23 protein-coding genes and 1 pseudogene are annotated in these 26,112 nt (G+C 69.8%); 16 read left to right on the forward strand and 8 right to left on the reverse strand.

What is annotated here, in order from left to right; translation table 11 throughout:
* The first annotated feature begins 3 nt into the window (after positions 1 to 3).
* Together ACQ0O7_RS10585 and ACQ0O7_RS10590 are read left to right on the forward strand one after the other, a co-directional pair.
* Positions 4 to 639 carry an SIMPL domain-containing protein gene (locus ACQ0O7_RS10585; RefSeq protein WP_430781925.1) on the forward strand — a complete coding sequence of 212 codons (636 nt, stop codon included), beginning with the start codon at positions 4 to 6 and terminating at the stop codon, positions 637 to 639.
* Between the two features lie 23 nt (positions 640 to 662).
* Entirely contained in the window at positions 663 to 1,562 is a 900-nt protein-coding gene (locus tag ACQ0O7_RS10590) for an aminoglycoside phosphotransferase family protein (protein WP_430781740.1), read from the forward strand.
* Between the two features lie 156 nt (positions 1,563 to 1,718).
* On the opposite strand, the gene ACQ0O7_RS10595 is transcribed toward ACQ0O7_RS10590, so the two are convergent.
* Positions 1,719 to 2,369: a hypothetical protein gene (locus tag ACQ0O7_RS10595; protein WP_430781741.1), complete on the reverse strand. Its 651-nt coding sequence runs from the start codon at positions 2,367 to 2,369 to the stop codon at positions 1,719 to 1,721.
* 179 nt (positions 2,370 to 2,548) lie between these two features.
* Here ACQ0O7_RS10595 and ACQ0O7_RS10600 point away from each other — a divergent pair, with 179 nt between their 5' ends.
* Both ACQ0O7_RS10600 and ACQ0O7_RS10605 read left to right on the forward strand, forming a co-directional pair.
* Positions 2,549 to 3,076 carry an SRPBCC family protein gene (locus ACQ0O7_RS10600; protein ID WP_430781742.1) on the forward strand — a complete coding sequence of 176 codons (528 nt, stop codon included), beginning with the start codon at positions 2,549 to 2,551 and terminating at the stop codon, positions 3,074 to 3,076.
* A gap of 117 nt (positions 3,077 to 3,193) precedes the next feature.
* Positions 3,194 to 4,549 (forward strand): tetratricopeptide repeat protein, encoded by a 1,356-nt coding sequence (locus tag ACQ0O7_RS10605; protein ID WP_430781743.1) that lies wholly within the window; start codon positions 3,194 to 3,196, stop codon positions 4,547 to 4,549.
* Between the two features lie 5 nt (positions 4,550 to 4,554).
* On the opposite strand, the gene ACQ0O7_RS10610 is transcribed toward ACQ0O7_RS10605, so the two are convergent.
* The 6 genes from ACQ0O7_RS10610 to ACQ0O7_RS10635 form a co-directional block, all read right to left on the reverse strand.
* Positions 4,555 to 4,839, reverse strand: a complete 285-nt coding sequence (locus ACQ0O7_RS10610) for a DUF7336 domain-containing protein (RefSeq protein WP_430781744.1) — start codon at positions 4,837 to 4,839, stop codon at positions 4,555 to 4,557.
* A 226-nt stretch (positions 4,840 to 5,065) separates the two neighbouring features.
* Positions 5,066 to 6,139, reverse strand: a complete 1,074-nt coding sequence (locus ACQ0O7_RS10615; protein ID WP_430781745.1) for a LacI family DNA-binding transcriptional regulator — start codon at positions 6,137 to 6,139, stop codon at positions 5,066 to 5,068.
* Between the two features lie 46 nt (positions 6,140 to 6,185).
* Complete coding sequence (locus tag ACQ0O7_RS10620; protein ID WP_430781747.1) at positions 6,186 to 6,665, reverse strand: VOC family protein; 480 nt, start codon at positions 6,663 to 6,665, stop codon at positions 6,186 to 6,188.
* Positions 6,662 to 7,645, reverse strand: a complete 984-nt coding sequence (locus tag ACQ0O7_RS10625) for an alpha-ketoacid dehydrogenase subunit beta (RefSeq protein WP_430781749.1) — start codon at positions 7,643 to 7,645, stop codon at positions 6,662 to 6,664. Before ACQ0O7_RS10625 ends, ACQ0O7_RS10620 begins: the two co-directional genes overlap by 4 nt.
* Positions 7,638 to 8,603: a thiamine pyrophosphate-dependent dehydrogenase E1 component subunit alpha gene (locus ACQ0O7_RS10630; protein WP_430781750.1), complete on the reverse strand. Its 966-nt coding sequence runs from the start codon at positions 8,601 to 8,603 to the stop codon at positions 7,638 to 7,640. The genes ACQ0O7_RS10625 and ACQ0O7_RS10630 overlap by 8 nt, the downstream gene beginning before the upstream one ends.
* Complete coding sequence (locus ACQ0O7_RS10635; protein ID WP_430781752.1) at positions 8,603 to 9,406, reverse strand: SDR family NAD(P)-dependent oxidoreductase; 804 nt, start codon at positions 9,404 to 9,406, stop codon at positions 8,603 to 8,605. Before ACQ0O7_RS10635 ends, ACQ0O7_RS10630 begins: the two co-directional genes overlap by 1 nt.
* Before the next feature lie 688 nt (positions 9,407 to 10,094).
* Between ACQ0O7_RS10635 and ACQ0O7_RS10640 the strand changes: the two genes are divergently transcribed.
* From ACQ0O7_RS10640 to ACQ0O7_RS10685, 10 genes and pseudogenes are all read left to right on the forward strand, one after another.
* Positions 10,095 to 10,526 (forward strand): ATP-binding protein, encoded by a 432-nt coding sequence (locus tag ACQ0O7_RS10640; protein ID WP_430781754.1) that lies wholly within the window; start codon positions 10,095 to 10,097, stop codon positions 10,524 to 10,526.
* A gap of 93 nt (positions 10,527 to 10,619) precedes the next feature.
* Positions 10,620 to 10,985: an STAS domain-containing protein gene (locus ACQ0O7_RS10645; protein WP_430781755.1), complete on the forward strand. Its 366-nt coding sequence runs from the start codon at positions 10,620 to 10,622 to the stop codon at positions 10,983 to 10,985.
* A 147-nt stretch (positions 10,986 to 11,132) separates the two neighbouring features.
* Positions 11,133 to 12,692: a methyl-accepting chemotaxis protein gene (locus ACQ0O7_RS10650; RefSeq protein WP_430781756.1), complete on the forward strand. Its 1,560-nt coding sequence runs from the start codon at positions 11,133 to 11,135 to the stop codon at positions 12,690 to 12,692.
* 119 nt (positions 12,693 to 12,811) lie between these two features.
* Positions 12,812 to 13,246 (forward strand): hypothetical protein, encoded by a 435-nt coding sequence (locus ACQ0O7_RS10655; protein WP_430781757.1) that lies wholly within the window; start codon positions 12,812 to 12,814, stop codon positions 13,244 to 13,246.
* Entirely contained in the window at positions 13,237 to 14,166 is a 930-nt protein-coding gene (locus ACQ0O7_RS10660; RefSeq protein ID WP_430781758.1) for a hypothetical protein, read from the forward strand. The genes ACQ0O7_RS10655 and ACQ0O7_RS10660 overlap by 10 nt, the downstream gene beginning before the upstream one ends.
* Positions 14,163 to 15,119 (forward strand): AAA family ATPase, encoded by a 957-nt coding sequence (locus tag ACQ0O7_RS10665; RefSeq protein ID WP_430781759.1) that lies wholly within the window; start codon positions 14,163 to 14,165, stop codon positions 15,117 to 15,119. Before ACQ0O7_RS10660 ends, ACQ0O7_RS10665 begins: the two co-directional genes overlap by 4 nt.
* A gap of 4 nt (positions 15,120 to 15,123) precedes the next feature.
* The gene (locus ACQ0O7_RS10670) at positions 15,124 to 16,773 is read left to right on the forward strand and encodes a hypothetical protein (RefSeq protein ID WP_430781760.1); all 1,650 of its coding nucleotides are present in this window, start codon (positions 15,124 to 15,126) and stop codon (positions 16,771 to 16,773) included.
* Positions 16,770 to 17,969: a CHAT domain-containing protein gene (locus ACQ0O7_RS10675; protein WP_430781761.1), complete on the forward strand. Its 1,200-nt coding sequence runs from the start codon at positions 16,770 to 16,772 to the stop codon at positions 17,967 to 17,969. The genes ACQ0O7_RS10670 and ACQ0O7_RS10675 overlap by 4 nt, the downstream gene beginning before the upstream one ends.
* A gap of 335 nt (positions 17,970 to 18,304) precedes the next feature.
* The gene (locus ACQ0O7_RS10680) at positions 18,305 to 21,085 is read left to right on the forward strand and encodes a CATRA conflict system CASPASE/TPR repeat-associated protein (RefSeq protein WP_430781762.1); all 2,781 of its coding nucleotides are present in this window, start codon (positions 18,305 to 18,307) and stop codon (positions 21,083 to 21,085) included.
* A gap of 218 nt (positions 21,086 to 21,303) precedes the next feature.
* Positions 21,304 to 21,435: pseudogene (locus tag ACQ0O7_RS10685) on the forward strand (DUF6228 family protein); the annotation flags it as partial.
* Positions 21,436 to 21,680: 245 nt separating this feature from the next.
* Here the strand turns inward: ACQ0O7_RS10685 and ACQ0O7_RS10690 are convergent.
* Positions 21,681 to 21,917, reverse strand: a complete 237-nt coding sequence (locus ACQ0O7_RS10690; protein WP_430781763.1) for a hypothetical protein — start codon at positions 21,915 to 21,917, stop codon at positions 21,681 to 21,683.
* Positions 21,918 to 22,019: 102 nt separating this feature from the next.
* Between ACQ0O7_RS10690 and ACQ0O7_RS10695 the strand changes: the two genes are divergently transcribed.
* Positions 22,020 to 24,185 carry an Orn/Lys/Arg decarboxylase N-terminal domain-containing protein gene (locus ACQ0O7_RS10695; protein ID WP_430781764.1) on the forward strand — a complete coding sequence of 722 codons (2,166 nt, stop codon included), beginning with the start codon at positions 22,020 to 22,022 and terminating at the stop codon, positions 24,183 to 24,185.
* Between the two features lie 45 nt (positions 24,186 to 24,230).
* Positions 24,231 to 25,859: a beta-propeller fold lactonase family protein gene (locus ACQ0O7_RS10700; protein WP_430781765.1), complete on the forward strand. Its 1,629-nt coding sequence runs from the start codon at positions 24,231 to 24,233 to the stop codon at positions 25,857 to 25,859.
* The last annotated feature ends 253 nt before the right edge of the window (positions 25,860 to 26,112 follow it).

Consider the following 26,112-nt stretch of genomic DNA (forward strand, 5'->3'; position numbering starts at 1 on the left):
CAGATGATCGAGCGGCCCTGGGGTGTCACCGCGTACGGCGCGGCCAGTGTGAAGTCGAAACCGGAACTGGTGCGCACCCAGTTCCGGGTGGTGCGGTTGGAGCAGACCCCGTCGGACGCGTTCGCGGCGGCCAACGAGGCGGTCCGGGCGGTGCGCCAGACCTTGCGCCGGCACGACGTCCCGGACAGCGCGGTGGAACGGTCCCGGCTGGACCTGACCAGCTCCTGGGACGGTTACGGGCCGAACCGCAAATTCCTCGGCTACCGGTGCCAGGCCGCGTTCGTGGTCGAGACCGGCAACCTGGAGGACATCCAGCAGCTGCTCGTCGACATCGTCGCGGCCGGCGCCAACGAGATCGAGTCGGTCGACTTCGACGTGGCCGGCAAGGGCGAGATGCGCGCCGAGGCCCGCCGGAGAGCGGTCGCGGCGGCCCGGCGCAAGGCGGAACTCTACGCCGAGGCCGCCGGAGTCCGCCTCGGCCCGGTCGTGCACATCGAGGACGTCGACCCGGACCGGGTCGGCAACGAACGCTACCGGGGCCACGGCTCCGGCGGCGCCGCGTCCGGCGAGGACCTGGCCCCCGGTCACGTCGTCGTCTCGGCCGCGGTGACCCTCGGCTTCGCCCTCACCCACGACTGAGCCGCGGATCTACAGTGGTGGGCGTGATCACCGTGCCCACGCCGCTCGTCGACAACCTGCCCCGCTACTTCGGGGAGCGTGGGCGGGAGTGGGTCGCCGCCGCACCCCGGGTGGTCGAGCGGAAGCTGGCCGAGTGGGATCTCACCGTTGACGGGCCGGTGATGAACGGGGTGGTCGCCCTGGTCGTGCCGGTGCGGTCGGCGGGCGGTACGGCCGTGCTCAAACTGCAGATCGACGACCCGGAGCATCCGGGGGAGGCGGCCGCGCTGCGCACCTGGGACGGTGACGGGGCGGTGCGCCTGCTCCGCGAGGACCCGGACGCCGGCGCGCTGCTGCTGGAGCGCCTCGACTCCGGGTCCGATCTACGCGGGGTCCGCGACGACGTCCGGGCCGTCCAGATCACCGCGGAATTGCTGGTACGCCTCAACGCCCACCCGGCACCCGACGGTGTCCGCGGCCTCGGCGAGATCGCCGCCGGGATGCTCGCGTCGGCGCCCACAGCGGCGGTGAGACTGACCGACCCGGGCGAGGCGAAGCTGATCCGGGACTGGGCGGCGGCCGTGCGGGAGGTGGCCGGCGAGTGCGGTGACCGGCTGCTGCACTGGGATCTGCACTTCGAGAACGTGCTGGCCGCCGACCGTGCGCCCTGGCTGGCGATCGATCCGAAACCGCTGGCCGGGGACCCGGCGTTCGAGCTGCTGCCGGCCCTGCACAACCGCTGGGACGAGGTGCTGGCCGCCGACGACCCGCTCGGTGCGGTCCGCCGCCGCTTCGACGCGATGGTGGAGGTGATGGGGCTGGACCGGGAGCGGGCGGTGTGCTGGACGCTGGGCCGCACCCTGCAGAACTCGCTGTGGACGATCGAGGACGGCGGCCACATCCTGGAACCGGAGCAGGTCCTGGTCGCGGCGGCACTGGCCTGATCGGTGGCCACCGCATTCGCCCGGCGGTCGCGGGTCGGCGGTGACCCCTCGCCGGCCTCGCGGGGTAGCCACGGGAGGTGTGGTTCGGCGAGGGGCCCGCTGGCGTATCAGAAACCGGTGTTGATCTTGCCGACGCCGCCGAAGAGGCACGGTCGATCAACAGCTCCACTCGCCGGGCGGCACCACCGCGTAGATCCCGTCGAGGGCGGCCTGATCCTGGGCGCTCACCCACAGCCACACCCAGTCCGGGCCGTGTGCGCGCAGTAGCTGCCCCGGACCCGAATACCACCGCACCGGCGACGCCTCCGCCTCGATCCACATCGGCAGATCAGGCAGCGGCACCCGATCGAAAGCGGCCACCACCGGCCCGGCCAGCTCCGGCGACAGTTCGGCCGCGTTGCACAGCCGGCCCTCCTCGTCCTGCACGACAGCGGTCATCGCGATGTCGACGCAGGCGAGCGAGACCCGGTCGAGATAGGGCTGCCAGCCACTCCCGGTGTTGATCACCACGGGCGGATCGGGGTGGTCTCGCTCTTCGGCCCGCACGCCCCACAACGTGTCGGTGACCGTCTGATCGGCACCGTGAAAGACCAGCACATCGCCGTCCCGATCAAGCCAGGCAGGATCAAGAACACCCCCGATGGTGTACGCCTCCCGTAACGCCACCGGCATCCCCTCCACCCGGGGCATCGGCGCCGGCCCGGCCGCGAGCCCCCACGCCGCGGTGAACAGCCGCAGAAACTCCCACGTTCGTTCCCGGTCCCCGGCCCGCACCCGCAACTCGGCCGCCGTATCGAACCCCGTCATGAGCGCCAACGGTAGACCAGCCCGGAAACGGCCTCGACCGGCTCGGCAACGATCAGGCAGGGGAGCGGCCCACCACCAGCCGCCGGATCCACGTCGAAGGCGACGACATGCGCGAAGGCGTAGGAGGCTCAAGCCCTCTCGGGGATGCGCGGGACGGCCGCGCGACGGATCATGGCCACATGCCAGTCGTTGAAGCCACAGTCGTGGTGCCGGTGCCGCCGGACGTGGCGTTCGCGGTGTCCCAGACCACCGCGCCGCTACGGTACCGATGGGATCCTTTCGTGCGCGAACAGCGGTTGCTCGACGGCGCCGGCCGGCCCGGCAAGGGCGTACGGACGTTCACCAGGTCCCGCCACGGCTTCACCATGATCAGTCAGTACGTGTCGTTCGCTCCTCCGACCAACGTCGGCATGAAAATGCTTCGAGGCCCGTGGTTCTTCGAGATGTTCGCCGGAGGATGGCGGTTCACCGCTGCCGAGGACCCTCCCGGCCACACCCTGGCGACCTGGCGGTACAGCTTCCGCTGCCGCCCCGCGTTCCTGCGTCCGGTGGCCGAGCGCCTCGGCCACCGGCTCCTCGGCCACGACATCAACCGGCGGATCCACGCCTATGCGCGCGGCTGCACCGACCCGGTCGTCCTGGCAGCGGCAAGGCAAGCCCTGACGGACGGCTACGGTCCGGCCAGCCGGCCTCACCTCTACCCATGAGACCACATCCGGATCTGCCGCAGGCAGGGCATGTCCTGTCTCAGGCAGACGTCACCGTGCGAGAAACGTTGAGGCCGCCGACGACGCGTGGGGTTTGCAGGCGTTACGGTCGCCGGCGTGAAGGCTGCGGATCTGGCTCGACGTTTTCGGAACTATGACGGATGGCTGCCGCCCGTGGTCGCTGACCGGTTGGCCGAGAACGGCCATCTCGACGAGTTGCGGCGTCTGGCTGAGCGAGGTGACTGGTGTTGTGCCGATCGGCTGGGGCGTGCGCTGTTCGAGCGGCACGAACCCGAGGCCGCCATTCGAGCGCTCCGGCCGTTCGTCGACACCGGCTGGTGGCCGGCGGTGCGGGTGCTCGTGGACTTCCACGACTCGCGCGGCGAGACGGATGCCGCGATCGCGCTTGTGCGGGGAGCGTTGGGTAAGGGCAGTCCCTATGGGATCGAGCGGTTGGCGGCGCTGCTGGCCAAGCGGGGGCGGGTGGATGAAGCCATGACGCTGCTCCGGCCGCATGCCGGTGAGCACGTGGTGCTTAATGCGCTGGTGGAGCTGGCCGGGCACGGCTACGACGGCGAGCTAACGGTGATGGTCCGCGAGCAGATGGAGGCCGACAGCCTCGCGCGGTCTTGGAACCCTGCATGGTCCCGGGACGCCGCGCTGGTGCTCGCCACGCTGCTGGAGCGACAAGGACAGGTGGACGAGGCGCGGGAGGTGCTCACCCGGAGCGCTTTCGGTGAGCACTGTGTGTACGTCAACGCCGTCGAGCAGCTCGCCGACATGCTGGCCCGGCACGGTCAGGAGCGGCAGCTTCGCGATGTGGTTGCCGGCGATGGTGGCGAGCACGCTGTCTTCCGGTTGGCCGTCTGGTTGGAGAGCCACGATCGCGTCGACGAGGCCGTCGAGGCGATGCGGCCCTTCGCTGCGGACGGTTCGCCGAACGCTGCCGCCGCCCTGGCGGAACTGTTGACCAGACACGGCCGCGCCGACGAGGCGATCGAGGTCCTGCGGCCGGTACCCAGGCTGATGGGCGGCGACCCGGAGTGGCTCGTCGGAATGCTGTGCAGGTTCCTGGTCGACCAGGGCCGGGCCGATGAGGCTCTCGCGGCGATCGATGACCTTGCGGCGCGGTACGGCCACATGTGGATCGGGCTGCTGTTCGAGCGCCTCGAGGTGCTCGCACGGTCGGGGCGGGTCGAGCAGGCGATCGCCGAGCTGCACGCTCACCCGGAAGGTGCCGACTGGTACGGAAGCTCGAGACTGGCCGGCCTACTGGTCCTCGCGGGTCGCCCGGACGAGGCGATCCGGATGCTGGAGTCCGCCGGCGACTCCGCCGACCTGGCCGTGCTCCTGATCGACCAAGGCCGTGTCGATGAGGCGCTGGCGCTGTTCGCGACCGAGGAGGCGCCGGCCAGCCAGGAGAACACCGCGTTCTGGCGGCAGTTCCACCGGGAGGGCCGTGCTGGTGACTGACCAGCTCACTCGTTCGGCGGGACCGTGATGAAGCCTTCAGCCCACCGATCTTCGTCGAGGGTGTACCGGTCGATGAGAAAGCAGTTTGGTTCGTCGCGGAAGCCGGGCGACTCCCGGGCTGACACGAGGCGCTGCTGGGCCTTCTGCTCAGAGGAATAGGCACCCAGGATCTTCAGATCGTCGCCCTCCTCCTCATCCCAGATCAGTTCACCGTCCTCGCCGTGATGTTCAGTCGGCCGACCGTCGAGAAACGGCGCATGACGGACGTGCCAGAGGAGGTAGACATCCACCTGTTGACCGTATAGGCAGGGAATCAAGCGGCCGCCGGCCGCCATCGACCAGAAGTGACCGATTGTGACCTGCGAGGCTTGCCGTAGGGGCGCGGCTGTGTCGGCAGTGTCGAACGCCGGCAAGGCGTACCTACAAGCCGATCAGCACGAACACGGCGAAGAGGAACAGCCGCATTCGCCCGGCGGTCGCCGGGCGGTCCGGAGTGGCGCCGGGCTCGCGGTGTAGTCAGTGGAGGTGTGGGTCGGCGAGGGGCTCGCCGGCGTACAAAATCGGGGGTGGGGAAGTTGATTCTCGGGGGACCAGCTCCATGGACGCGCTGACCACCTCGGTCACCTGCTCGTCGGAGGATCGGGAGAGCAGCAGCTCGACCGCGCGGGCGCCGAGCTCCTGCAGTGGCATCCGGACCGTGGTCAGTGGGGGGTTCAGGTGTTCGGCCAGAGGCAGATCGTGGACCGCCACCACGGAGACGTCCTGCGGGACGCGCAGGCCGGCCCGGCGGAGGGTGTCCAGGACGCCCACCGCCATCGCCACGTTCGCCACGAAGACCGCGGTCGGGGCCACACCCTTGTCCAGCAGGCCGGACATGGCCTGCGCGCCGCCGCCGGGCGTGTAGTCGCCGCGGGCGATGTCGATGGGGCGGACCGCTATGCCCGCCGTCTTCATCGCCTGGCGGTAACCGGCCGCACGCCGTTTCGCCGTGTCCGTCGCGGCGGGGCCCGCCACATGGCCGATCCGGCGGTGGCCCAGGGACAGCAGATGTTCCACCGCCAGTTTCGCGGCCTGCGCGTCGTCCAGTATCACGTAGCGGTGATGGTCGCCGGTGTCGCGGCGGTTCACCATCATCCACGGCAGGCCCAGGCTCTGCAGCTTCTGATGTTCGCGGGCCGTCGTCGGGCCGGCCAGCAGCAGGCCGTCCACCCGGCCCTGGCCGAGCAGGTCCAGGTAGCGGTCCATGCTGCTGGACCTGGTGCCGGACGACGACCCGGCCACCAGCACGTGGCCGCGATCCAGGGCGGCGCTCTCCGCACCGGTGATGATCTCGGCGTAGACCGGGTTGGCGAAGTCCGGGATCACCAGGCCCAGGGTGCCGGCCTTGGCGGTACGCAGACTGCGGGCGGCGATGTTCGGGCGGTAGCCGAGACGCTGAATGGCCTCCACCACCCGCTCCCTGGTCTCCGGGCGGATGACCAGGGTGCGGTCCTCGTTGACCACCCGCGAGACGATGGCCTTGTCGACGGCGGCCAGCCGTGCGACATCGACGAGCGTCACCCGCGGTTTGCTGGCGCGTCGCGTCGTCATCGAGTCTGTACTCCCGGGTCGTCGAGTGGTGTGTGCATGGTACGTGTCAGGATGGCAGCCGATGCCGAGGCGGCTGGACCAGCTCCAGGGTGATGTCATCCGGGTCCAGGAAGTAGCAGGTGAATCCACCGGTGTTGATCCCGGCGGTGATCTCCTGCGGTTCGCTGACGAAACGCACCCCGGCCTTGCTCAGCCGGGCGTGCTCGCCGGGCGCGTCGGCGACACACATGGCCAGGTGGGCGGCGCCCGGACGGTTGCGGTGCGGGCCGAAGGGCGCACCCCTGGGCGTACGGTATTCGACCAGCTCCAAATCGTGGGTGGAGACGCCCCGTGGCTGGCCGGGCACCGCCAGCTGGGCGATCCGCAGGTCCGCGTCCGGGTAGCCGACCAGCCGCCGGGTGTAGTCGTTGTCCTGCTCCTGCCGGTGCACCAGCTCGAAACCGAGCAGGCCGGCGTAGAAGTCCACCGAACGGTCCAGGTCGGCGACGGTGAAACTGAAGTGCCAGACGCCGTACACGCCGCTCACCGCCCGGTCAGCGCGCGCAGCGCCGACACGATGTCACCGGTCTGCGGCAGCACCGCCTGCGCCAGCTGCACAGCCGCGGGAATGCGGGTGTCCAGTGCGCCGATCCGGCGCGGTGGGGCGCTCAACGGCACCCCGGACTCGCACACCCGGGCCACCACCTCGGCGCCGAATCCGCCGGTCAGGTTCGCCTCGTGCACCACCAGCAGGCGGCCGGTACGCCGCACGCTGGCCAGCACCGCCTCGGTGTCGAACGGGTTCAGCCACACCGCCTCGATCACGTCCGCGCTGATCCCGTCACCGGCGACCAGGTCCACCGCGGCCTCCACCGACCTGGTGATCGCGCCCCAGGTCACCACGGTCACGTCGTCGCCGGCGCGGCGCAGCCGGTGCCCGCCGATCGGCTCGACCGGGCCGCCGATCCGGATCTCCGACTTGGGACCCGGGTACAGCGTCCGGTTCTCGATCACCACCACCGGATCGTCGCAGCTCACCGCGGCAACCGTCAGGTCATGGGCGTCCTGCGCGGTGGTCGGCATGGCCACCCGGATGCCCGGCACGTGCAGCAGCAGCGCCTCCAGGTTCTGCGAGTGCTGCGCACACGCGCCCGGAGCATTCCCCTGCTGGGTACGGATCGTCAACGGCGCCGACATCCGGCCCTCGGAGACGTAACGGACGTTCGCCGCCTGGTTCACGATCTGATCGAACGCCACCAGCATGAAATCCGCCCACATGATCTCCACGATCGGCCGGCGGCCCATCATCGCCGCGCCGACCGCCGCACCCAGCATCGCCGTCTCCGAGATCGGGGTGTCGAACACCCGCTCACCGAACACCTTGCGCAGGCCACGGGTCACCCCGAAGACGCCGCCGGGCAGGGCCACGTCCTCGCCGTACAGCAAGGTCTCCGGCATCTGCTCCAGGCAGCGGGCCAACGCCGCGTTGATCGCCCCACCGTAGGTGAGCTTGGCGGTCTCAGACATAGAGGTGCTCCCGGGCGGTCGACGGGTCGGCGAGAGGTGCGGCCAGCGCGCGGTCGGTCGCGGCGGCGATTTCGGTACGGGCCCGCTGCTCGACCGCGTCCAGCGTCTCGGCGGGCACACCCTGGGTGGACAGGGCGCGCTTGAGCCGTACGATCGGCTCGTTCTTCTCGTCCTCGGCCAGCTCACCCGCCGGCCGGTAGTTCTGGGCGTCACCGATGTAGTGGCCGACGATGCGGCGGGTGGCCGCCTCGATGAACGTCGGGCCCCGCCCATGCTCGGCGGTGGTGATCGCCAGGCCGACCGCGGTCGCCACCTGGGCCGGGTCGTTGCCGTCGATCCGCACCGCCGGGATGCCCAGCGCGTGGGCGCGGGCCGACAGATCCGGGTTGCGGACCATGTCGTTGATCGGGGTCAGCTCCGAATACTTGTTGTTCTCGCAGATGAACACCACCGGCAGATCCATCGCGGCGGCCATGTTCATCGCCTCGGACACGCCACCCTGGTTCATCGCGCCGTCACCGAAGACGGTCACCGCCACCCGGCCGCTGCCGTCGAACTTCGCCGCCAGCGCCGCGCCGACCGCGATCGGGGCGCCCGCGCCGACGATCGAGTTCTCGCCGAAGAAGCCGTACTCCGGGGCGGAGAAATGTGCCGAACCGCCCCGGCCACCGTTCACACCGGTGCGCCGGTACAGCAGTTCGGCCAGAATGCCCACCGCCGGAACCCCGCGGGCCAGCGCCCAGCCGTGCCCCCGGTAGGTGCTGAACAGCGCGTCCTGCGGCCGCAACATCCGGCCGGCGCCGACCGCGATCGCCTCCTGCCCGTTCTCCAGATGCACCGACCCGACGATCCGGCCGTCCAGCCGCAGACTCAGGATCGTCTCCTCCAGCACCCGGATGCGCCACATCGCCAGCAGATCCGCCAATTGCTCGCCACTCACGGGCAGAGTCCTCTCCATCAGTTCATCTCCAGTCCGCCGTCGACGTTCAGCGCCTGGCCGGTCATGAACGACGCCAGGTCGCTGACCAGGAACGCGACGACGGAGGCGAGTTCGCCGGGATCGCCGGGCCGGCCCAGCGGGGTGCGGGCGGCGACGTCGTCCAGGTAGGCCGCGCCGGCGCCGGGACCGAACTCACGATCCCGGTCGGCGAGGATGCCCGACCACATGTCGGTCATGAAGACACCCGGGCAGACCGCGTTCACCCGGACCTTCGGGGCGTACGCCATCGCCGCCGACCGGGTCAGCGACAGCAGGGCGGCCTTGCTGGCGGCGTAATCCATCGCGTTCGGCCGGCCCGAACGCCCGGCGACCGAGCTGAGCAGCACGATGCTGCCACTCTCGGTCATCTGCTCGGCGGCCGCCCGGACGGTGTTGAACACGCCGGTCAGGTTGATGTCCAGGGTGCGCTGCCACTGCTCGTCGGTGATCTCGGCGGGCGGGCGGGTGCGCATCACGCCGACCGCCGACACCAGGATCCGCAGCTCTCCGCCGGCCAGCCGGGCCGCCTCGGCCGGGGCCTGCCGGCTCCGGACCGGATCGGACAGGTCGGTGCCGAGCGTGTGCACGGTGCCGCCCAGCGTGGCCAGCTCGGCGGCGGCCTTCTCCAGGCGCTCGCCGGGCAGGTCGGCCAGCACCACCGGGGCGCCACAGCGCAGCAGGGCGGCCGCGACGGCCCGCCCGAGCCCTCCGCCACCACCGGTCACCAGAGCGGGGCGTCCGGTGAGGTCGGCGGTCAGTGCCGGGCCGGGTTCGTTCTGCATGTCCGCCCACCCATTCGATCGTTCAAACGTTTGACCGACAGTATGTCGCGCACCACAGGATCGTCAAGAACAGTGGGCGTGCGCACCCGGACGGGCAGAACCGCATCCGCGCACGCTCGCGGGGTGCGGCGGTCGCGGCTCGCGCGAGTTCGACCTTCGGGCAGGGCACCGGACGTCCCGGGGTGGGCCCGGCGGAGGGAATCCAGGTCCCGTGACCGCCGACTTCGGGTGAACCCGGACGGGACCGCTGTCGACAGAGGCAAAATGGGCTACGGTTCTTTCGTTGACGAGTGGTTTCCCCCGCTCGTGCGGATTCTGCCGGGAGTTGTATGTCGTCGCGTTCACCGCACATGACCCGTTCAGGGGCCTTGCGATCTGCTGTCGTCCGCCGGCTGCGGCGTCTGCTGGCCATCGTCGTCACGGTGCCCGCGCGGGTCGTCCGGAGGGATGCCGTCGCCCCGCTGCCGGATCGGCCCCCGGAAGGCTCCGGGGCGCCGGTGGTGATGCCGGACCTCACCGCGCCCCGGCGTCCGAGTGCCGCGATGCTCGCCCATCAGCGCAACGCCGCCGCGCACCGCCTGTCCCGCGATCCACGGGGCACCCGTCGGCATGGCAGCCGTGAGTCAAATGATCTTCCTGGTCCGGCGAATGGCGTGAAACCCTGTGATGGCGGGCAAGAATCGATCTCGTGAGCCCGATTCGTACCTCTCCGCCGCCGTTGGACGCCACCGAGTTGACCGTGTGGGTGCTGGACTCGCCCAAGGAGCTGCGTGTGTTGCGCGCCGGGCTGATCGCCGCGCTCAACGAGCACGCGCTGTCATCGTGGGATGCTCTGGCCGACATTCCGGATCGTATGGTCTTGGTCGCTACCGAACTGGCCACCAACGCTATTAAACACGGCATACCGCCCACCATCGTCCGGCTGCTGCGCACACGGGACCAATTCGTCCTCGACGTCGCCGACCACGACCTCAAGACCTTCCCGGAACTCGCCGACACCCGGCCGCTCAACGCCGGCGGCCGTGGACTGCACCTGGCGCAGGCGTTCGCCCTCGTCGTGGGCTGGTACGCCACCGATACCACCAAACACATCTGGGCGGCCTTCCCGCTGGCGCCCTGAGGACCGCCGGGCCGGTTCCATTGTTCCGACACGTGTGCGAATCGTTGTACGATCTCCATCGGCTCGCAGATATTTGCTGGTAGACAAATATCCGTGGATCAGGAGTACTTCACCATCACGCGCCGGGCCCGCAGGCTGAGCACCGACGGGGTTCGGGAGAGTCTGATCCTGCTCAGCGGGGAATTCGACCTCGCGGCCCGGGACGAACTACGCGACACACTGCTCGCCGTCGTCGACAGCGACCGGCCGGGTCGGCTCATCGTCGACCTCGCCGACGTCACCTTCATCGACTCCGAAGCCATCGGCGCCCTCATCGACGGCTATCTCGCCGCCCGGGACGCCGGCACGGTTCTCCGGCTGGCCAACGCCGGCCGAATGATCAGGCGCGTCCTGCAGATCATGGAACTGCAGGAGATTCTGGATCCTGAACCACGGGAGACAACGCACCGGCCGAAGTGACGCACCGGCCGGGCGCTACCGGATTGCCACCGACCCGCACGCTTCTGCTCCGCAGTCATGGGCGTTTGTGGCGATGCGCTGCCGATGCATCGGGAATCCGGTGCCCCGCTCCAGGCGTGTCACCCGTACGTCGAAGGATGGCATCTCGTGGCCCGTCTCGCTGATCTTGGCGTTGCCAAGCGTCTCTCGCTGATAGTGGTGGCCGGTTCGATCACTCTCGGCACCGTCGCCGGTGTCGGCATGTACACCCAGAACACCATGGCGGACCAGTCGGAGCTGACCGCTTCGCTGCTCCGGGGTAAATCCGCGCTCAACCATCTCGACACCCGCGAGAGCGAACTGAAGGTGGACGCCCACCGGGCCGCCGCTGGTGACGATGTCACCCAGGACGTCGCCGACGACATCGCCAGCGTGGACGAGGCGTTCCGGGCCCTGGACGACGCGGGCATGCCCGCCGACCTGGACGCCCAGGTCGGGCAGGTCCGCGACGAGGTGCAGGGGTTCACCGCCTTCATCACCGAGTTCACCGGGAAGGCCGCCGAGGATCCGGGCGCGGTCGCCGGACAGACCGCGCAGATCGGCGAGAACAACGATGTGGTGGACGACGCGCTCAGCGCGCTGCACGAGCAGATCGATGCCGCCGTCGACCGCGAGCAGGCCGCCATGCAGAGCACCATCAGCCGGGGCCGGACGATCTCGATCGTCATCGCGCTGGCCGGTCTGGCGCTGCTGATCCTGTTGTCGATCCCACTGGTCCGTTCGATCCTTCGTCCGGTCACCGCGGTCGGCCGGGTCGTCGACGCGCTGGCCGCCGGTGATCTGACCCAGCGCACCGGCGTCTCCAGCCGGGACGAGCTGGGGCAGATGGCAGCCAGCCTCGACAGCACCCTGGACGGGTTGCGGGAGAGCGTCACCACGATGGGCGGCAACGCCGACACGCTCGCCACGGCGTCCAGCGAGCTGGCGGCGGTCGCGGCGCGGATCGCCGGTGCCGCACAGAGCGCCACGGCGCAGACCGGCGAGGCGGACACGGCCGCGAACGAGATCAGTTTCAACGTGCAGACGGTGGCGGCCGGCTCCGAGGAGATGCGGGCCGCGATCGCGGAGATCTCCAGCAACGCCAGCGCCGCGGCACAAACCGCGGGGACCGCCGTGAACGAGGCCCGTACCGCCGGTGACGTCATCCGCAAACTGGGCGAGTCGAGCGCAGAGATCGGCAACGTCATCAAGCTGATCACCGCGGTCGCGGCGCAGACCAACCTCCTCGCTCTCAACGCCACCATCGAGGCGGCCCGCGCCGGCGAGATGGGCAAGGGGTTCGCCGTCGTCGCCAACGAGGTCAAGGACCTGGCCCAGGAGACGGCCAAGGCCACCGAGGACATCAGCGCCCGGGTCGCCGCGATCCAGGCCGACGCGTCCAACGCGGTGGACGTGATGGATCGCATCAGCCTGGTCATCGAGCAGATCAACGACTACCAGACGACCATCGCCTCCGCCGTGGAGGAGCAGACGGCCACCACCGCGGAGATGAGCCGCAGCATCGGTGAGGTGTCGGCCAGCAGCAGCGTCATCGCCGGCAGCATCAGTGACGTCGCCGCCGCGAGCGCCTCGACGCTCGACGGGGTGAACCAGGCCAATGCCGCCGCCGGCGAGGTCAAGGCCGCCGCCGCCACCCTGCACTCCATCGTCAGCCGATTCACCGTCTGACACGATCCCGCCGCGGCCGAACCGTCCCGCGTCGGAAGGCTTCATCCGCACGGATGATTGCCGGGAACTCATGAGCCCGCTTAACTGGCCACAATCGACATCAAGGTCAGGACGCGTCATTGGGTGACACCGCACGGATCGAAGAACTTCGCCGGGAGTTCGGGCCCGCCTTCGATCCGGGGATCACGCGTGCCACGGACAGCCTCGATCTCCCGGACCCGCCGCCGGACGACTACAGCGACTTCGCCCAGCTGATCCGGGACCGTTTCGCCGCCACCGACGGTGACACGGTGGCCGTCCGGTTCCGGGGGACGAAGCTCGGCGTGTGCTCGCGCGCCAGCGTCGGGGCCGCCGGCGGGACCCTGTCCCAGGCGGAGCCGGTGCCGGTCGGCTCCGGGGATCGCGCCACCCTGCCCGGCGAGTCGGGGCAGTACCGGGCGATCCGCTACTACTGCACCGCGCACGACCACCAGGAGTTCCACATCTTCCACGACGACCGGATCCCGCGGAACTGTCCCGTCGGTGCGGAGCCGCTGGAGTTCGCATGGACCTGAGTTCACTGGACAGTCCGCTGGAGAGCCTGCGGGCCGGGCGGTTCCTGCTCGTCGGCTATCTTCCGGCCGCCGCCTCGGTCCTGTTCGTGCTGGTGCTGGTCTGGGCGGGCGCGCCGCTCGGCCCGCGCGGCGGCGACCACCTGTCGTTCAAGCACGCGTGGACGGTCGCGTCCGGGCTGAGCGTCGGCGAGGTGGTGCTGCTGGTGATCGGCGTGACGCTGATCGCGGCGGTGCTCGCGCCGCTGCAACTGTCGCTGATGCGGGTCCTGGAAGGCGGCTGGCCGAGGTTCCTCGGCTCCGGCCTGGCTCTGAAGCTGCAGCGCCGCCGCCGGGACCGGCTGGTGACGGCCAGCGCGCTGCCGGACCTCACCCCGGCCACCGTGGTCCGGGCCGGGCGGGCCGCCGCGAGACTGCGCCGCCGCTTTCCGCTGCCCGACCACCTGCTGCGGCCGACCGCCCTCGGCAACGCGCTCGCCGCCATGGAGGACCTGGCCGGCCGCGACTACGGGCTCGACGCCGTGGTGGCCTGGCCCCGGCTCTACCCGCTGCTCGGCGAGCCGGTCCGGGCCGTGGTCGACGACCGCCGGGACATCATGGACGCCGCCGGGCGCCTTGCCGTCACCGCCGCCGTCACCGCCCTGGTGACCGTGGGGCTCACCTGGGACGCGGCGTGGTGGTGGCTGCTCGCGCTGGTTCCGGCGGTGCTGGCGGTCGTCGCGTACTCCGGGGCGGTCGCCGCGGCCGTCGCCTACGGTGAGGCCGTCCGGGCCGCGTTCGACCTGCACCGATTCGATCTGCTCACCCCGCTGCGGCTGCCGATGCCGGCCGATCCCGCCGCCGAGCGGGCGCAGAACCAGGAACTGTGCGGCATGTGGCGGCAGGGTGTGCCGTTCACCGGCCCGTACCGGAGGGAATCGTGAAGCCCGAGGACGTGCGGGTCCTGCCCTATCACCTGATCGTCGGGCAGGAGGATCTGCGGCTGGCGCTGGAGATCGCCTATGTGGTGCCGGCGATCGGCGGGGTGCTGGCCACCGGTCAGAGGGGCACGGCAAAATCGACGACGGTACGGGCGTTCGCCAAGATGGTGCTCGGCCGGTTGCCGGTCACGCTGCCGATCGGGGCCACCGACGACCGGGTGCTCGGCGGCTGGGACGTGGAGAAACTCGTCGCCGACGGGACGCCTCAGCTCCGCGCCGGGCTGCTCGAACAGGCCCAGGCCGAGGGTGGCGGGCTGCTCTACATCGACGAGGTGAACCTGCTCGACGACTACCTCGTCAACATCATCCTGGACGCGGCGTCGGGCGGGGTGCTGCCCGTCGAACGTGAGGGCATCGACGAGCAGGCCCGTCCGGTCCGGTTCACCTTGGTCGGGACGATGAACCCGGAGGAGGGGCAGCTCCGTCCCCAACTGCTGGACCGATTCGGGCTGGTCGCCATGGTCGCCGACGAGTCCAGCGGGGAGACCCGTCGCGAGATCCTCCGCAACGTCCTCGCCTTCGACGCCACCCTCGACGGACAGGTCTCCTCCCTCGTCGACCAGGCCCGGCGCGAAGACGAGTCCTTCGCCGCCCAATTGGCCCAGGCCCGCAGTCTTGCCCCGCTCGTGCATCTGAGCGACGACATCATCGGCCTGTGCGCCGACATCGCCGGGAGTTTCGGTTCCGCGGGTCATCGTGGAGATCTCACGATCGCCTATGCGGCCCGTGGCCTCGCCGCGATGAGCAGTACGACGGCGGTACGCCCGGAGCACGTTGCCCGAGTGGCCCCGCTCGCCCTGGCACACCGCCGGGCCGGATCAGAATCGGGCACGATCGAGCCGTGGAACGAGGATGAGAAGGACCGCCTGAAGCAGCTCGTCGACGCGGCGAGCTGACCCGATGGCGCCATCCCGGGTCCACACCCTGCTGTCCTGCCTGGCCTACGACCACCGCATCGGCGGCCTGCTGCTCCTGGACGCCTGCCCCGGACTGCTGACCGCGATGGCCGCCGGACTCGCTCGCGCGCTGGCGCCCGAGGGCGCGAAACCGCTGGTGGTGACGGCCGGGGCCGGGGTCGGTGAGGACGACCTGTGGCTGCGGGCCCGGTTTGCCGACGGCGAGTTCCGGATGACACCGGGACTGCTCGTCGAAGGGGACGTGCCACCGGTCGTGGTGGTGCCCGACCTGGCCCGCGCGGGTGTCACCGTGGCCCGCGCGGCGGTCACCCTGCTCGGGGCGCCGGCCGCCACCGCCGAACGGCACGGGTGGAGCACGGCGTGGGAGCCGCGGGCACGCTGGATCGCCGCCACCGATCGAGGGGCCGCGGCCGGGCTCTCCCCACACCTGCTGGACCGGTTCCCGCTGCGGGTCGACGCGTCCGGAATCGACCCCGGGGATTTCACCGTGCCGGCGCCGGTGCGCGACCCACGTCCACCGTTGACCGACACGGCGCTCGACGCGGTGGTGCGTACCGTGATCGGGGGTCATCGTCTGACGCTGGCCCTGGCCCGTACCGCAGCTGCTCTCGCCGCTCTCGACGGCGACGGCAGAACCACCGACGATCATGTACGCCGTGCCGCCGACCTGCTCGGATTCGCCCGCCCGGAAGGACCGTCGGCCTCCCCGCCACCGGTGCCGGAGCCGATCGAACCGGAGACCGCCGCCGCCGAACCGGGCCCGGAGATCGTGGACGGCGAGGTCCGCACCGCCGACGAGCCGGTCCCGGTCGCCGACGACCCCGGCCTCTACCCGGAGGCGCTGCCGGACGCGCTGCCCGAACCCGCCTCGCTGCGCAGTCCCTGGTCCGGGGTCAGCCCGCGACGGCAACTGCGCGGGGCACGCACCGGCTCCGAACGCACCCGCTCCCGGTTCGACCTGGCGATCCTGCCGACCCTGCTGGAAGCCGCCAAATACCGCCGGGTCCGGCCGGACACCGGACGCCTGATCGTGCGGCCCGAGGACTGGCGGCGGTACCGGCGCGGCTGGACCCCGCACCGGCTGCTCGTGCTGGTCCTCGACCACACCTGCCACCGGGACTGGGACTGGATCCCCGACCTGGCACCGCACCTGCAATGGGCGTACGTGGAACGAGCCGCGGTCAGCGTGATCGATCTCGGGCACGAGTCGGCCGCCAGCGAACTGCGCGCCGAGCACTACCGGGCGGCGAGCGTCCGGGACGGCCGGGTGCTGCGCTCACTCCGGCACCGGCCCGGGAAGGCCACCCCGCTCGCCGACGGGCTGCACCTGGCCGTGCAGGAGTTGCTGCGCCGGCTGCGTCGTAGCCGGGCACACACCGACCGGGCCCGGCTGATCGTGGTCACCGACGGGCGCGGCAACATACCGCTGGAGGCGAGCATCCGCGGGGCCGTCGACGGCCCGGTCGGGCGGACCGGAATCACCGACGCGCTCACCGTCGCCGCCGAGGCCCGCACCATCGCCGGCCTGCACACCGTGGTCGTCGCGCCGGTCCTCGGAACGTACGCCACCCTGCCGTTCGAGCTGGCCGACGAACTCGGTGGGGTAGTGGCCGCACCGGCGAGACCGTCGTGACCGCGCCCACCGGCATGGCCGGCATCGTCCGGCCCGGCACCCGCACCCCGTCCACCGCCGTCGCCCAGCGCCCGTCCGCGCCAGCCGACACCGACGACCTGGTCACCTCCGCACCGACCGAACTGCCGGCCACCCCCGGGCAGGTGCCGCGGACCCTGCCCGCGGGCACCGTCCTGCTGCGGGTCATCCGCCAGCGCGACGACCTCGGCCACGAATGCTTCCGCCTCGAACTCCAGACCGACCGGGAATTCGCCAGCACCGGCGCCGCCCAGGACCTGCGCAGCCAGCGGCGACCGGAGATCCGGCTCTCGGTGGCGGCCGCCCGCAACGAGTGGACGCAGATCCTGCGGAGCATCAATACCTGGTCGGCCAACAAGGCGACCCTGCATGACTGGCTGGGCGCGCTCCGGAAGAAACACGGCACCGGCCTGCGCCTGATCGTCTGGGACGAGACCGGCTTCGAAATCCCGTGGGAACTCTTCGTCCTGCGCGACGCTGAACACCGCTGGCTGGCGGCCGGCGTCGAACTGATCCGCTGGACGTCGGCGAACGCCGGAACGGGCGCCGGATCGGTGTGCCACGGGCCGGTGCTCAGCTTCGTCGACCCGAGCGTCGGAACGGTCGCCGAATACTTCGCCGACTGGCCGTACCGGCAACTCGACACGATGCAACAACTGATCCGGTCACTCACCGACGACAAACACGAAGTGGGTCTTGTCCATGTGTGGGCGCACGGGAAGGTCGGCGCCAACGGGGCGGAGGCCACCCTCGGTGGGATGACCATGGACGATCTGCTATGGGACCCGATGATAGCGCTGGCCGGGCGGCGCACATTGGTGCTGCTCAACGCCTGCGGTAGCGCGCAGCTCATGGATGACGATCGGTTCAACGAGCAGGCCACCCGCAGTTTTGCCCAGGTGTTTCTGGAGTCCGGTGCGCCCGGGGTGGTGGCTACGGTCGGTGAAGTCGGCAGGGACTATTCGATCAACCTGCTCAACTTCCTTCTCCGGCGTACAGCTCATGGGCAGCGCAGTGTGTCGCAGGCGCTGCTCGACTATCGGGCACGGCTCGCCGGCCAGCTTCAGCGGACGCCGACCGATGAGATGGCGCAGAAGTTCGTCAACGGGTTCATGTACCAGTATCTCGGCTCCTTCGACACCACCCTGCACCTGACGACCAAAGGAGACGCCGGGTGACCGTCGAGGCCATTCCCCTGGAACCGGTGGTCAGCTGGCCCAGTGAGGCGGCGCCCGGTGGGCGGTATCTGATCACCGTCGATCTGCGTTCCGGTGGGCCGGAGGAATGGCCGTATCCGGATGAGGAGTATCCGGTCGGGCTCATGCTCAGCGGGCGACTCGGGTTGACCGTTGAGACGCTCGGTGAGGCCAGCGTCGTCCTTCACCGATTTGGGGGTACGTATGGTGAGGCTCGTTTTGTCCTGAGTGTTGACGAGAATCTTCGCGAGGGTACGAATACCGAACTCCGGCTCACTCTTCTGAGTAGCGGTGGTGTGCCCCTGCATACCGTTCCGTTGCCGATTCTGGTCACCCGGGACGCCCCTTATCGTCAGCCGGCGGCCGGTGTGGTGCTGCCGAATGCCCCGGAAACCGTGCGCTTCCGTTCCGCGGCGCTGGTCTCGTCGGTTTTGGTGCTAGGTGCGGATGACGGGTCGGTGCACCTGTGGGAGCCGGGGAAGCCGATGGTTCGCTGGGGTGAGGTCGGCCGTGGACCGGCTCTGGTCGTCGCGTCGAGTGTCCCCGGCCGGATAGTGACCGTTGCTGACGGCGCATTGTCGATCATGTACCTGGCTGTTCCGGGCACAGTCCGGTACTCCCGTGAGGAGAAGGAGTACTCGGCGCTCTGCGTAGTGCCTAATCCCTCCGGTGAGATAGCCGTGCTCTCCGGTACCAGCGGTGGCCTCGATCGCGTTCCTCTGGAAGTGCCTCTGTCCAACTTCGGTGAGGTCCTCGTCTCGAACGTGGCTATCCACGCCCTGTGTCACGTGTCGGCCATCGATGGTTCCGTTCTCGTGGTCGGCAGGGCCGACGGAGTGCTGGATGTCGTCGACTTCGCCTCGATGCGGGTTGTCGGCACGATGCGCGGGCACACCAGCCGGATCCGGCACCTGGTCACCATTCCGAGCACCCAGGGCCATGTCGTCTCGGTCAGCCATGGCTCGGTGCGGATCTGGAACGTCGCGGCCCGCCGGGAAGAGCGCCGGTTCGACCTGACTGAAGAGGTCAACGCGGTGACCGTACTGCCCGGGGACCCTCCGCGGATCGTCTGGGGTGACAAGGCGGGGGCGCTCACCTGGCTCGACGGCCCGCATCAGCCCGTTCGCGTCGACCGTCGGGCTACCGGTGCGGTGACGGCTCTGTCTCCGTTCCCGACGGCTGACGGCATAGCCCTGGCGGTCGTCCGGCGCGATCAGGTCACCCTAATCGAGGTGCCCACGGAGCCGGACCCGACCGCCCTGACAGGTCAGCGACTGATCGCGTACTTCTTCGCCTCCCTCGACGGACCCACTGCGCAGATCAGTGCACTCTGGCGCAACTGCCACAGCCATGTCGGAAGCGCGGATGGGGTACGGCGAGTACGTGAGGCCGGACGGCTTCTCACCGACCCGAGATCAGTTCCGGAAGGTACGTCCACCGACCTCCGGGAATCGGACACCGGGTTTTCGGCGATCCTCCGCCGGGACGAGGACTCGCTCAGCCTGACCATCACCATGGCATCGACGGTTGACGGGTCCAGCCTGTCGGGGCCGGGCTGGAACTACTTCGAGCGGGACTGGGCAAAAATCACCGAAGGAGGAATCGACGAGCTTCTCGGTAGTGCTCGGATCTATGTGGCGAGATCCCGCGAGGTGCGGGACTCCGCCATCGAGAGCGCCCTTCCGCTGGGCGCCGATGTGTCGCTTCGTCGCCTCGATCTCCGCGGATGTTCGGCATGGGACGCCACCGCGAGGGGGAACGAGACACATCGGCGTGTCGTAGTGGTCGGCGATGACGATGCGATCGAATCGGCCCTGTCATTGCTCGATGAGTATCTGATGTATGCCGTGGAGCTGGGGTTCTCGGCCCGCACCTTCCGGCCGAGGCCCGTCTCCGGTGACCTGGAAGCACTGCGGATATCGGTGCAGGAGACCAGACGGCGTGCTCAGTACCTCTGGGACCGGATGGCCCTGGCCCTGGGATCTCTGTTGCCGGGTGACCAGGCGGTGGCCACAGCTTTCATCAACGAACTTTACGACGTCGACACCGAGATCGATCGTGCCCTGGCGGCCCGGCCCAGAACCGAGGACCGCATCGGGTTCGCCGTCGACATCACCGGCTACGGCAGCCGTCCCGGTTCGTGGCAGCGGGCCGCCCGACGCCAGTTGCAGGATCTGTTGGAGCAGGTTGTCGAGGATCTCGGGCTGACGATGGACCAGGTCCACCTTCAGAGCCGGGGCGACGGCACGTTCGTGGTGCTTCCGCCGGAACTCTCGCCGGCCGCAGCCCTACCGGTCCTGTTGCGAGGCTGGCGCAACCTGCTGGCACACCGGCCGATCACTGCTGCCGACGGCCTGCGGCTCAGACTGGCCGTCGGGATGGGCGCCATGTCCCCGGCATCCGACGGTTTCGGTTTTGTCGGCGCCGAGATCGTCCAGATCAACCGTCTGCTGGACAGCAACGCGCTTCGCCGCGCCGCGAAAGATGATCCGATCGCCGCCTTGATCGCCGTCATCACCGATCAGCTGTACCAGAGTGTCGAAGACACGATCGACCTTGGTTTCGAGCAGATCCAGGCAGAAACGAAGACCGGTCGAGTGACCGCCTGGCTGTGGACCGGCGGCGACCCAGGCCCTCTGCCGCCCGGCTCCCGGGAGATAGTGCTGCTCCACAACGGCGACGAGCCGGTCCGCCGCGCCATGACCGACCTGCTGCGGGCGCTGGGCCTGCACCCGGCCGAGGTGAGCGACCTGTCCCCACCGACCGGAACCGCCCTGGAGAAACTCAACACGGTGCTCCGGGACTCTGCCGCCTCCGGCCGTACGGTGCTGGCGGTCCTGCCCCGAGGGGGCGCCAACGCCAACCTGAACCTGGAACTAGGCCTGGCCCTGGCTCTGGCCCCCCGAACCCTGGTCATCGACCTGGCCGATCAGCCGACCGCCACCGACTCGATGCCGGTGATCCGCTTCAACACCGACTTGACCGATTCGGTACGCCGCCTGGTCGGCCGCCTCCTGTCCCTGGGATGCCCGGTGGACCCCAGCGGCGTCGAACTCCTGGACCCGGCAACCCTGGCCGCGTTGCGACCGCGGCCTTGATGCCGGCCAGATCCACCGAATACGTTCCGGCTCGCGCGCCCGCTGGGTCTGCCATCACGACATCAAAGGCACGATCATCCCGATGCTCCGCCGCAAGGCCGGTGTCCCCACCGCCGACTTCGCCCGGTGCATCGTAAACCGCGACAACGCGTTCCTCCAGCTCGTGCCGTCCCGGGTCGCCTACTGTCACGGGGCGGACGCCACTTACCCAACCGGATCTTCAGTCGTGGGTATCGCGCTCTGACGCGTGGCGGGTCTCGATCACTACCTGGCTCGAAGCCGGCGAGCAGATGAGCAGACTCGCCTCTGACCTCTATGAGTTCTTGCCACTGCCGCGCAAGGTCAACTGAATCAACGTCCCCGCGAAACCCGACCCGAGAAGTCCGCCAGCATGATCACGCTGGCGACGATCGACAACCTCGCCCGACGGCTCACCGCCGAAACCACCCCACTAACGGAACCTGCCTGACACGAGTGGGTCAGCGCACGGGTCTTCTTTCGCGTGCCCTTGGCCCGGCGCTCGGCATGAAGCAGCCGCTACGCGTGATATCAGCAGCCTTGACGGCCAGGCCGGTGCCGGGAACGCGCGATCGCGTCAGGGAAACTCGGCGAGGGTGAGCGTGCCGTCGCCGGGGTGACCGACAGTGACGTCGAAGGTGCTGTCGTCCGCGAATTGGAGAGTGAAGTACGGGTTCCAGCCGTGGATCTCGCGGACATCGGCAAGCGTCGACAGGTTCTGCAGAGTCGCCCGTGTGAGGTCGGGGCTGATGGTGACCGGCCACGGGCCGACGGCCAGGGAGCCGTTGAGCCGCCACATCAGGTCCGCGGCCATGGGCTCATTCTGCCCGGCATCGCCGGAACCGCGATCGGGTGGAGTGGTTGTCGCATAGGGTCACGGCGAGGTGCGTGCCCGTCGGCCGAGAGGACGTTCACGGTGTCGTTCCCGGTCACGATTGTCATGTCCGAGGACGGGCCGGGCAGTGCGCTCCGGCCGCTTGAGCTGCTTGAGGAGGCCCTCGGGCGGGTGGGGCTGGAGGTTCGGCGGTCGGGGCCGATCGCCGCTGTCGCCCGGTCCAGTTCGGCCGTGCTCTACACCCTGCCGGGGGACGGTGCGGACGTCGCCGCGTTCGTGTCGGCTCTGCGGGGGCACAACGACCGGGTGCCGGTGCTGCTCTACGGGGAGCAGCTGACCGCCCGTACCATCCCGCCCTCGGTGCTGTCCCGGATCGACGGGGTGGTGAACGCGGACGAGGACACCCCGGACTTCCTGGCCCGCAAGATCCAGCGGGAGGTCGGTCACTATCTGGGGCAGCTGGCTCCGCCGTTCTTCGCCGCACTGATGCGGTACGCCAACGACGGCGCCTACTCCTGGCACTGCCCGGGGCACTCCGGTGGCACCGCGTTCCTGAAGAGCCCGGTCGGCACCCTCTTCCACGATTTCTTCGGTGAGAACCTGCTGCGCGCCGACGTCTGCAACGCGGTCGAGGAGCTGGGGCAGCTGCTGGACCATTCGGGGCCGATCGCCGACAGTGAGCGGATCGCCGCCCGTACGTTCCGGGCCGATCATCTGTTCTTCGTCACCAACGGCACCTCCACCTCCAACAAGATCGTATGGAATTCGCTGGTCGGGCCGGGTGACATCGTGGCGGTGGACCGGAACTGCCACAAGTCGGTGCTGCACGCGATCGTGCTGACCGGCGCGATCCCGATCTATCTGATGCCGACGCGGAACAGGGCGGGCATCATCGGGCCGATTCCGCGTAGTGAGTTCACCGCCGAGGCGTTGCGGGCGAAGATCGACGCGAGTCAGCTGATCACCGACAAGTCGCGGCGGATCCGGTTGCTGGCGCTGACCCAGTCGACGTACGACGGCGTCATCTACCGCGCCGACGAGATCCGCGCGGGTCTGGACGGGGTGGTGGACGCCCTGCATTTCGACGAGGCGTGGTTGCCGCACGCGTCGTTCCATCCGCTGTACGAGGGCATGCACGGGGTGGCCAACGACCGGCAGCGCACCGCCCGGACCGTCGTCTACGCCACCCAGTCCACCCACAAGCTGCTGGCCGGGCTGTCCCAGGCGTCGCAGATCCTGGTGCAGGACACCATCGACGGGCACTTCGACGAGCGGGTGTTCGCCCAGGCGTACCGGATGCACACCTCGACCAGTCCGCAGTACGCCATCATCGCCAGCTGTGACGTGTCGGCGGAGATGATGGCCGGCCGGCGAGGGCCGGCGCTGGTGGAGGAGGCGATCACCGAGGCGATGGAGTTCCGCCGGACCATCATCCGGATCGGGGCGGACACCCCGGACTGGTGGTACGGGGTGTGGGGCCCGGACACCCCACCCCGGACCGGGCTGCCGGACCGTACCGAATGGGAGTTGACCTCCGGGGCCGGCTGGCACGGTTTCGACACGGTGGACGACGGGTTCGCCATGCTCGATCCGATCAAGGTCACGCTGACCACGCCGGGCCTGACCGTGCACGGCGAGTTCACCGAGCCGAGTGTGCCCGGTGTGGTGCTGGCCCGCTATCTGGCCGAGCACGGGGTGGTGGTGGAGAAGACCGGGCTGTATTCGCTGTTCGTGCTGTTCACCATCGGCGTCACCAAGGGCCGGTGGAATTCGCTGGTGGCCGAGTTGCACCGGTTTAAGAGCGCCTACGACGGCAATGCGAAGGTGGAGCGGTTGATGCCGGCGTTCGCCGCGGCCCATCCCCGGTACGCCGGTCGCGGCCTGCGTGATCTGTGCGCCGAGCTGCACGCCACCTACCGGGACGCCGATCTGGCCGAGCTGACGACGGCGATCTACACCGAGCCGGTGGAGCAGGTGACGGCGCCGGCCGAGGCGTGGACGGCGATGGCGGCGGGGCGGGTGGAGCACGTGCCGGTGGAGAAGCTGGCCGGGCGTACCACGGCGGTGTTGTTGACGCCCTATCCGCCGGGGATTCCGCTGCTGGTGCCGGGGGAGCGGGTGAGTGCGGCGATCGTGCGGTTCCTGGAGCACGAGCGGGTGCTGGCCGATCGGTGGCCGGGTTTCACCGGGATCACCCACGGTGTGACCGAGGACGCCGACGGACATCGCACGGTGGCCTGCCTGTAAAACCTTACATAACAGACATTTCGCCTGTACGTGTAAGGAGTGCGCATGTTCTCATCAGTGCGACACCGGCTGGCGGCCACCGCGGCGGCCCTGCTCGGCGCGGTGCTCACCCCGGTCCTGCCGGCGGCCCCGGCCAGCGCCGCCACCAGCGTCATCGCCTACATCGCCGACAGCGGGTACAGCCGGGTGCTGGCCGTCGACACCGCGACCGACGAGGTCATCGCCCGGATCCCGCTGGCCGAGACCCCGGAGGGGGTGGCCGCGGCCCCCGACGGCAAGACCGTGTGGGTCACCAGCTACCGGGCCGACCAGGTCTCCCGGATCGACACCGCCACCAACACGGTGACCGCCACCGTCACCGTCGACAACCCCCGGGCCGTCGCCGTCCGGCCCGACGGCGACCGGGTGTACGTCGCCAGCCAGGTCCACAACGGCGTCCTGACCGCGATCGACACCCGCACCGGCCTGGTCACCGGCACCACCGAACTCGGCCCGGACGGCAACGGCAGCGCGGTCGCCGTCAACCCGCGGGGCACCCGTGCCTATGTGACCAACCCCGGCGGCCGGGTGCACGTGGTCGACCTCGCCGCGAACACGGTGACCGAGACGATCCCCGTCGGGCAGACGCCGACCTCGGTGGCCGTCGCGCCGGACGGCACCCGCGCCTACGTGACGAACCGGGACACCAACACCCTCTCGGTGATCGACACCGCCACGAACACGGTCAGCAGCACCGTCCCGGTCGGCGCCAGCCCGCGCTCCGTCGCGATCTCCCCGAACGGCTCCAAGATCTACGTCAACGCCTATCTCGACGACAAGGTCTCCGTGCTGGACGCCGCCACGAACACGGTGACCGGCACGATCCCCGTCGAACAGGTCACCAATCAGCTGGCGTTCCTGCCGAACGGCACCCGGGCCTACCTGACCAGCCAGAACAACGAACTCTTCGTGATCGACGCGGGGACCGACACGGTGCTGGCCAAACCGTCCCCCGGGTACGAGTACGCGGGCGGCATCGCGATCACCACGGTCAACCGGCCGCCGTCGGCCGACCTGCGGATCACCGTCGCCGACGGGCCCGACCCGGCCCCGCTCGGTGGCGCCTACACGCTCACCGGCACGGTGACCAACAGCGGCCCGTCCGCCGCCACCGCAGTCACCGCCAAAACCGTCCTGACCGGTGGTGCCGCCATCTCTACCACCGGCACCGGCGGCTGCACGGTCGCCGGCAGCACCGTCACCTGTGCCGTCGGCAACCTCGCCGCCGGTGCCTCGGTGCCGTTCACCGTGACGGTGGAGCCGCAGGCCGCCGGAACCGTCACCGCCACCGGCACGGTCCAGGGCGCCGAGGCCGACCCGGTCACCGGTGACAACACCGCCACCGCCACGACCGCCGTCAGCAACATCTACGGCTGCACCGTGATCGGCACCGCCGGCGCCAACTCGCTGTCCGGCACCAACGGCAACGACGTGAACTGCGGCCTGGGCGGCAACGACGCGATCAACTCCGGCGGCGGCGACGACCGGATCCACGGCGGCTCCGGCAACGACGCGATCAACGGCGCGGCCGGCAACGACACCATCGACGGCGGGCCCGGCTTCGACGTGGTCAACGGCGGTCCCGGCACCGACGTGTGCACCACCGCCGAATCCCAGGTCGACTGCAACCCTTAGCACCTGCCGTCACCCCGCGTGCCACCTTCCGGTCCAATCCGAGCCGCAAGTAACCACACGCCCGCCCGCACAGCGCCCCGCAGGGTTCCACGCGGTGCCCGCCCACAACCGTGTGCCGATTTGCGGTCGGATTTGCGCCGCAGGGTTCCACGTGGGGCCTGGCTGCGATCGTGTGCCGACTTGCGGTCGGATTTGCGCCGCAAGGTTCCACGCGGGCCCGGCTGCGATCGTGTGCCGATTTGTGGTCGGAATT

The sequence above is a fragment of the Actinoplanes sp. G11-F43 genome, from assembly GCF_050589265.1.
In the GTDB taxonomy this organism is placed as follows: Bacteria; Actinomycetota; Actinomycetes; order Mycobacteriales; family Micromonosporaceae; genus Actinoplanes.

What these genes read in the sequence shown, in the direction of transcription:
- ACQ0O7_RS10630 (WP_430781750.1), bottom strand. Translation starts at nt 8,603, where the DNA reads ATGGAGAGGACTCTGCCCGTGAGTGGCGAGCAATTGGCGGATCTGCTG.
- ACQ0O7_RS10690 (WP_430781763.1), bottom strand. Translation starts at nt 21,917, where the DNA reads ATGGCCGCGGACCTGATGTGGCGGCTCAACGGCTCCCTGGCCGTCGGC.
- ACQ0O7_RS10615 (WP_430781745.1), bottom strand. Translation starts at nt 6,139, where the DNA reads ATGACGACGCGACGCGCCAGCAAACCGCGGGTGACGCTCGTCGATGTC.
- ACQ0O7_RS10670 (WP_430781760.1), top strand. Translation starts at nt 15,124, where the DNA reads ATGGCGCCATCCCGGGTCCACACCCTGCTGTCCTGCCTGGCCTACGAC.
- ACQ0O7_RS10660 (WP_430781758.1), top strand. Translation starts at nt 13,237, where the DNA reads ATGGACCTGAGTTCACTGGACAGTCCGCTGGAGAGCCTGCGGGCCGGG.
- ACQ0O7_RS10625 (WP_430781749.1), bottom strand. Translation starts at nt 7,645, where the DNA reads ATGTCTGAGACCGCCAAGCTCACCTACGGTGGGGCGATCAACGCGGCG.
- ACQ0O7_RS10600 (WP_430781742.1), top strand. Translation starts at nt 2,549, where the DNA reads ATGCCAGTCGTTGAAGCCACAGTCGTGGTGCCGGTGCCGCCGGACGTG.
- ACQ0O7_RS10635 (WP_430781752.1), bottom strand. Translation starts at nt 9,406, where the DNA reads ATGCAGAACGAACCCGGCCCGGCACTGACCGCCGACCTCACCGGACGC.
- ACQ0O7_RS10595 (WP_430781741.1), bottom strand. Translation starts at nt 2,369, where the DNA reads ATGACGGGGTTCGATACGGCGGCCGAGTTGCGGGTGCGGGCCGGGGAC.
- ACQ0O7_RS10700 (WP_430781765.1), top strand. Translation starts at nt 24,231, where the DNA reads ATGTTCTCATCAGTGCGACACCGGCTGGCGGCCACCGCGGCGGCCCTG.
- ACQ0O7_RS10585 (WP_430781925.1), top strand. Translation starts at nt 4, where the DNA reads ATGATCGAGCGGCCCTGGGGTGTCACCGCGTACGGCGCGGCCAGTGTG.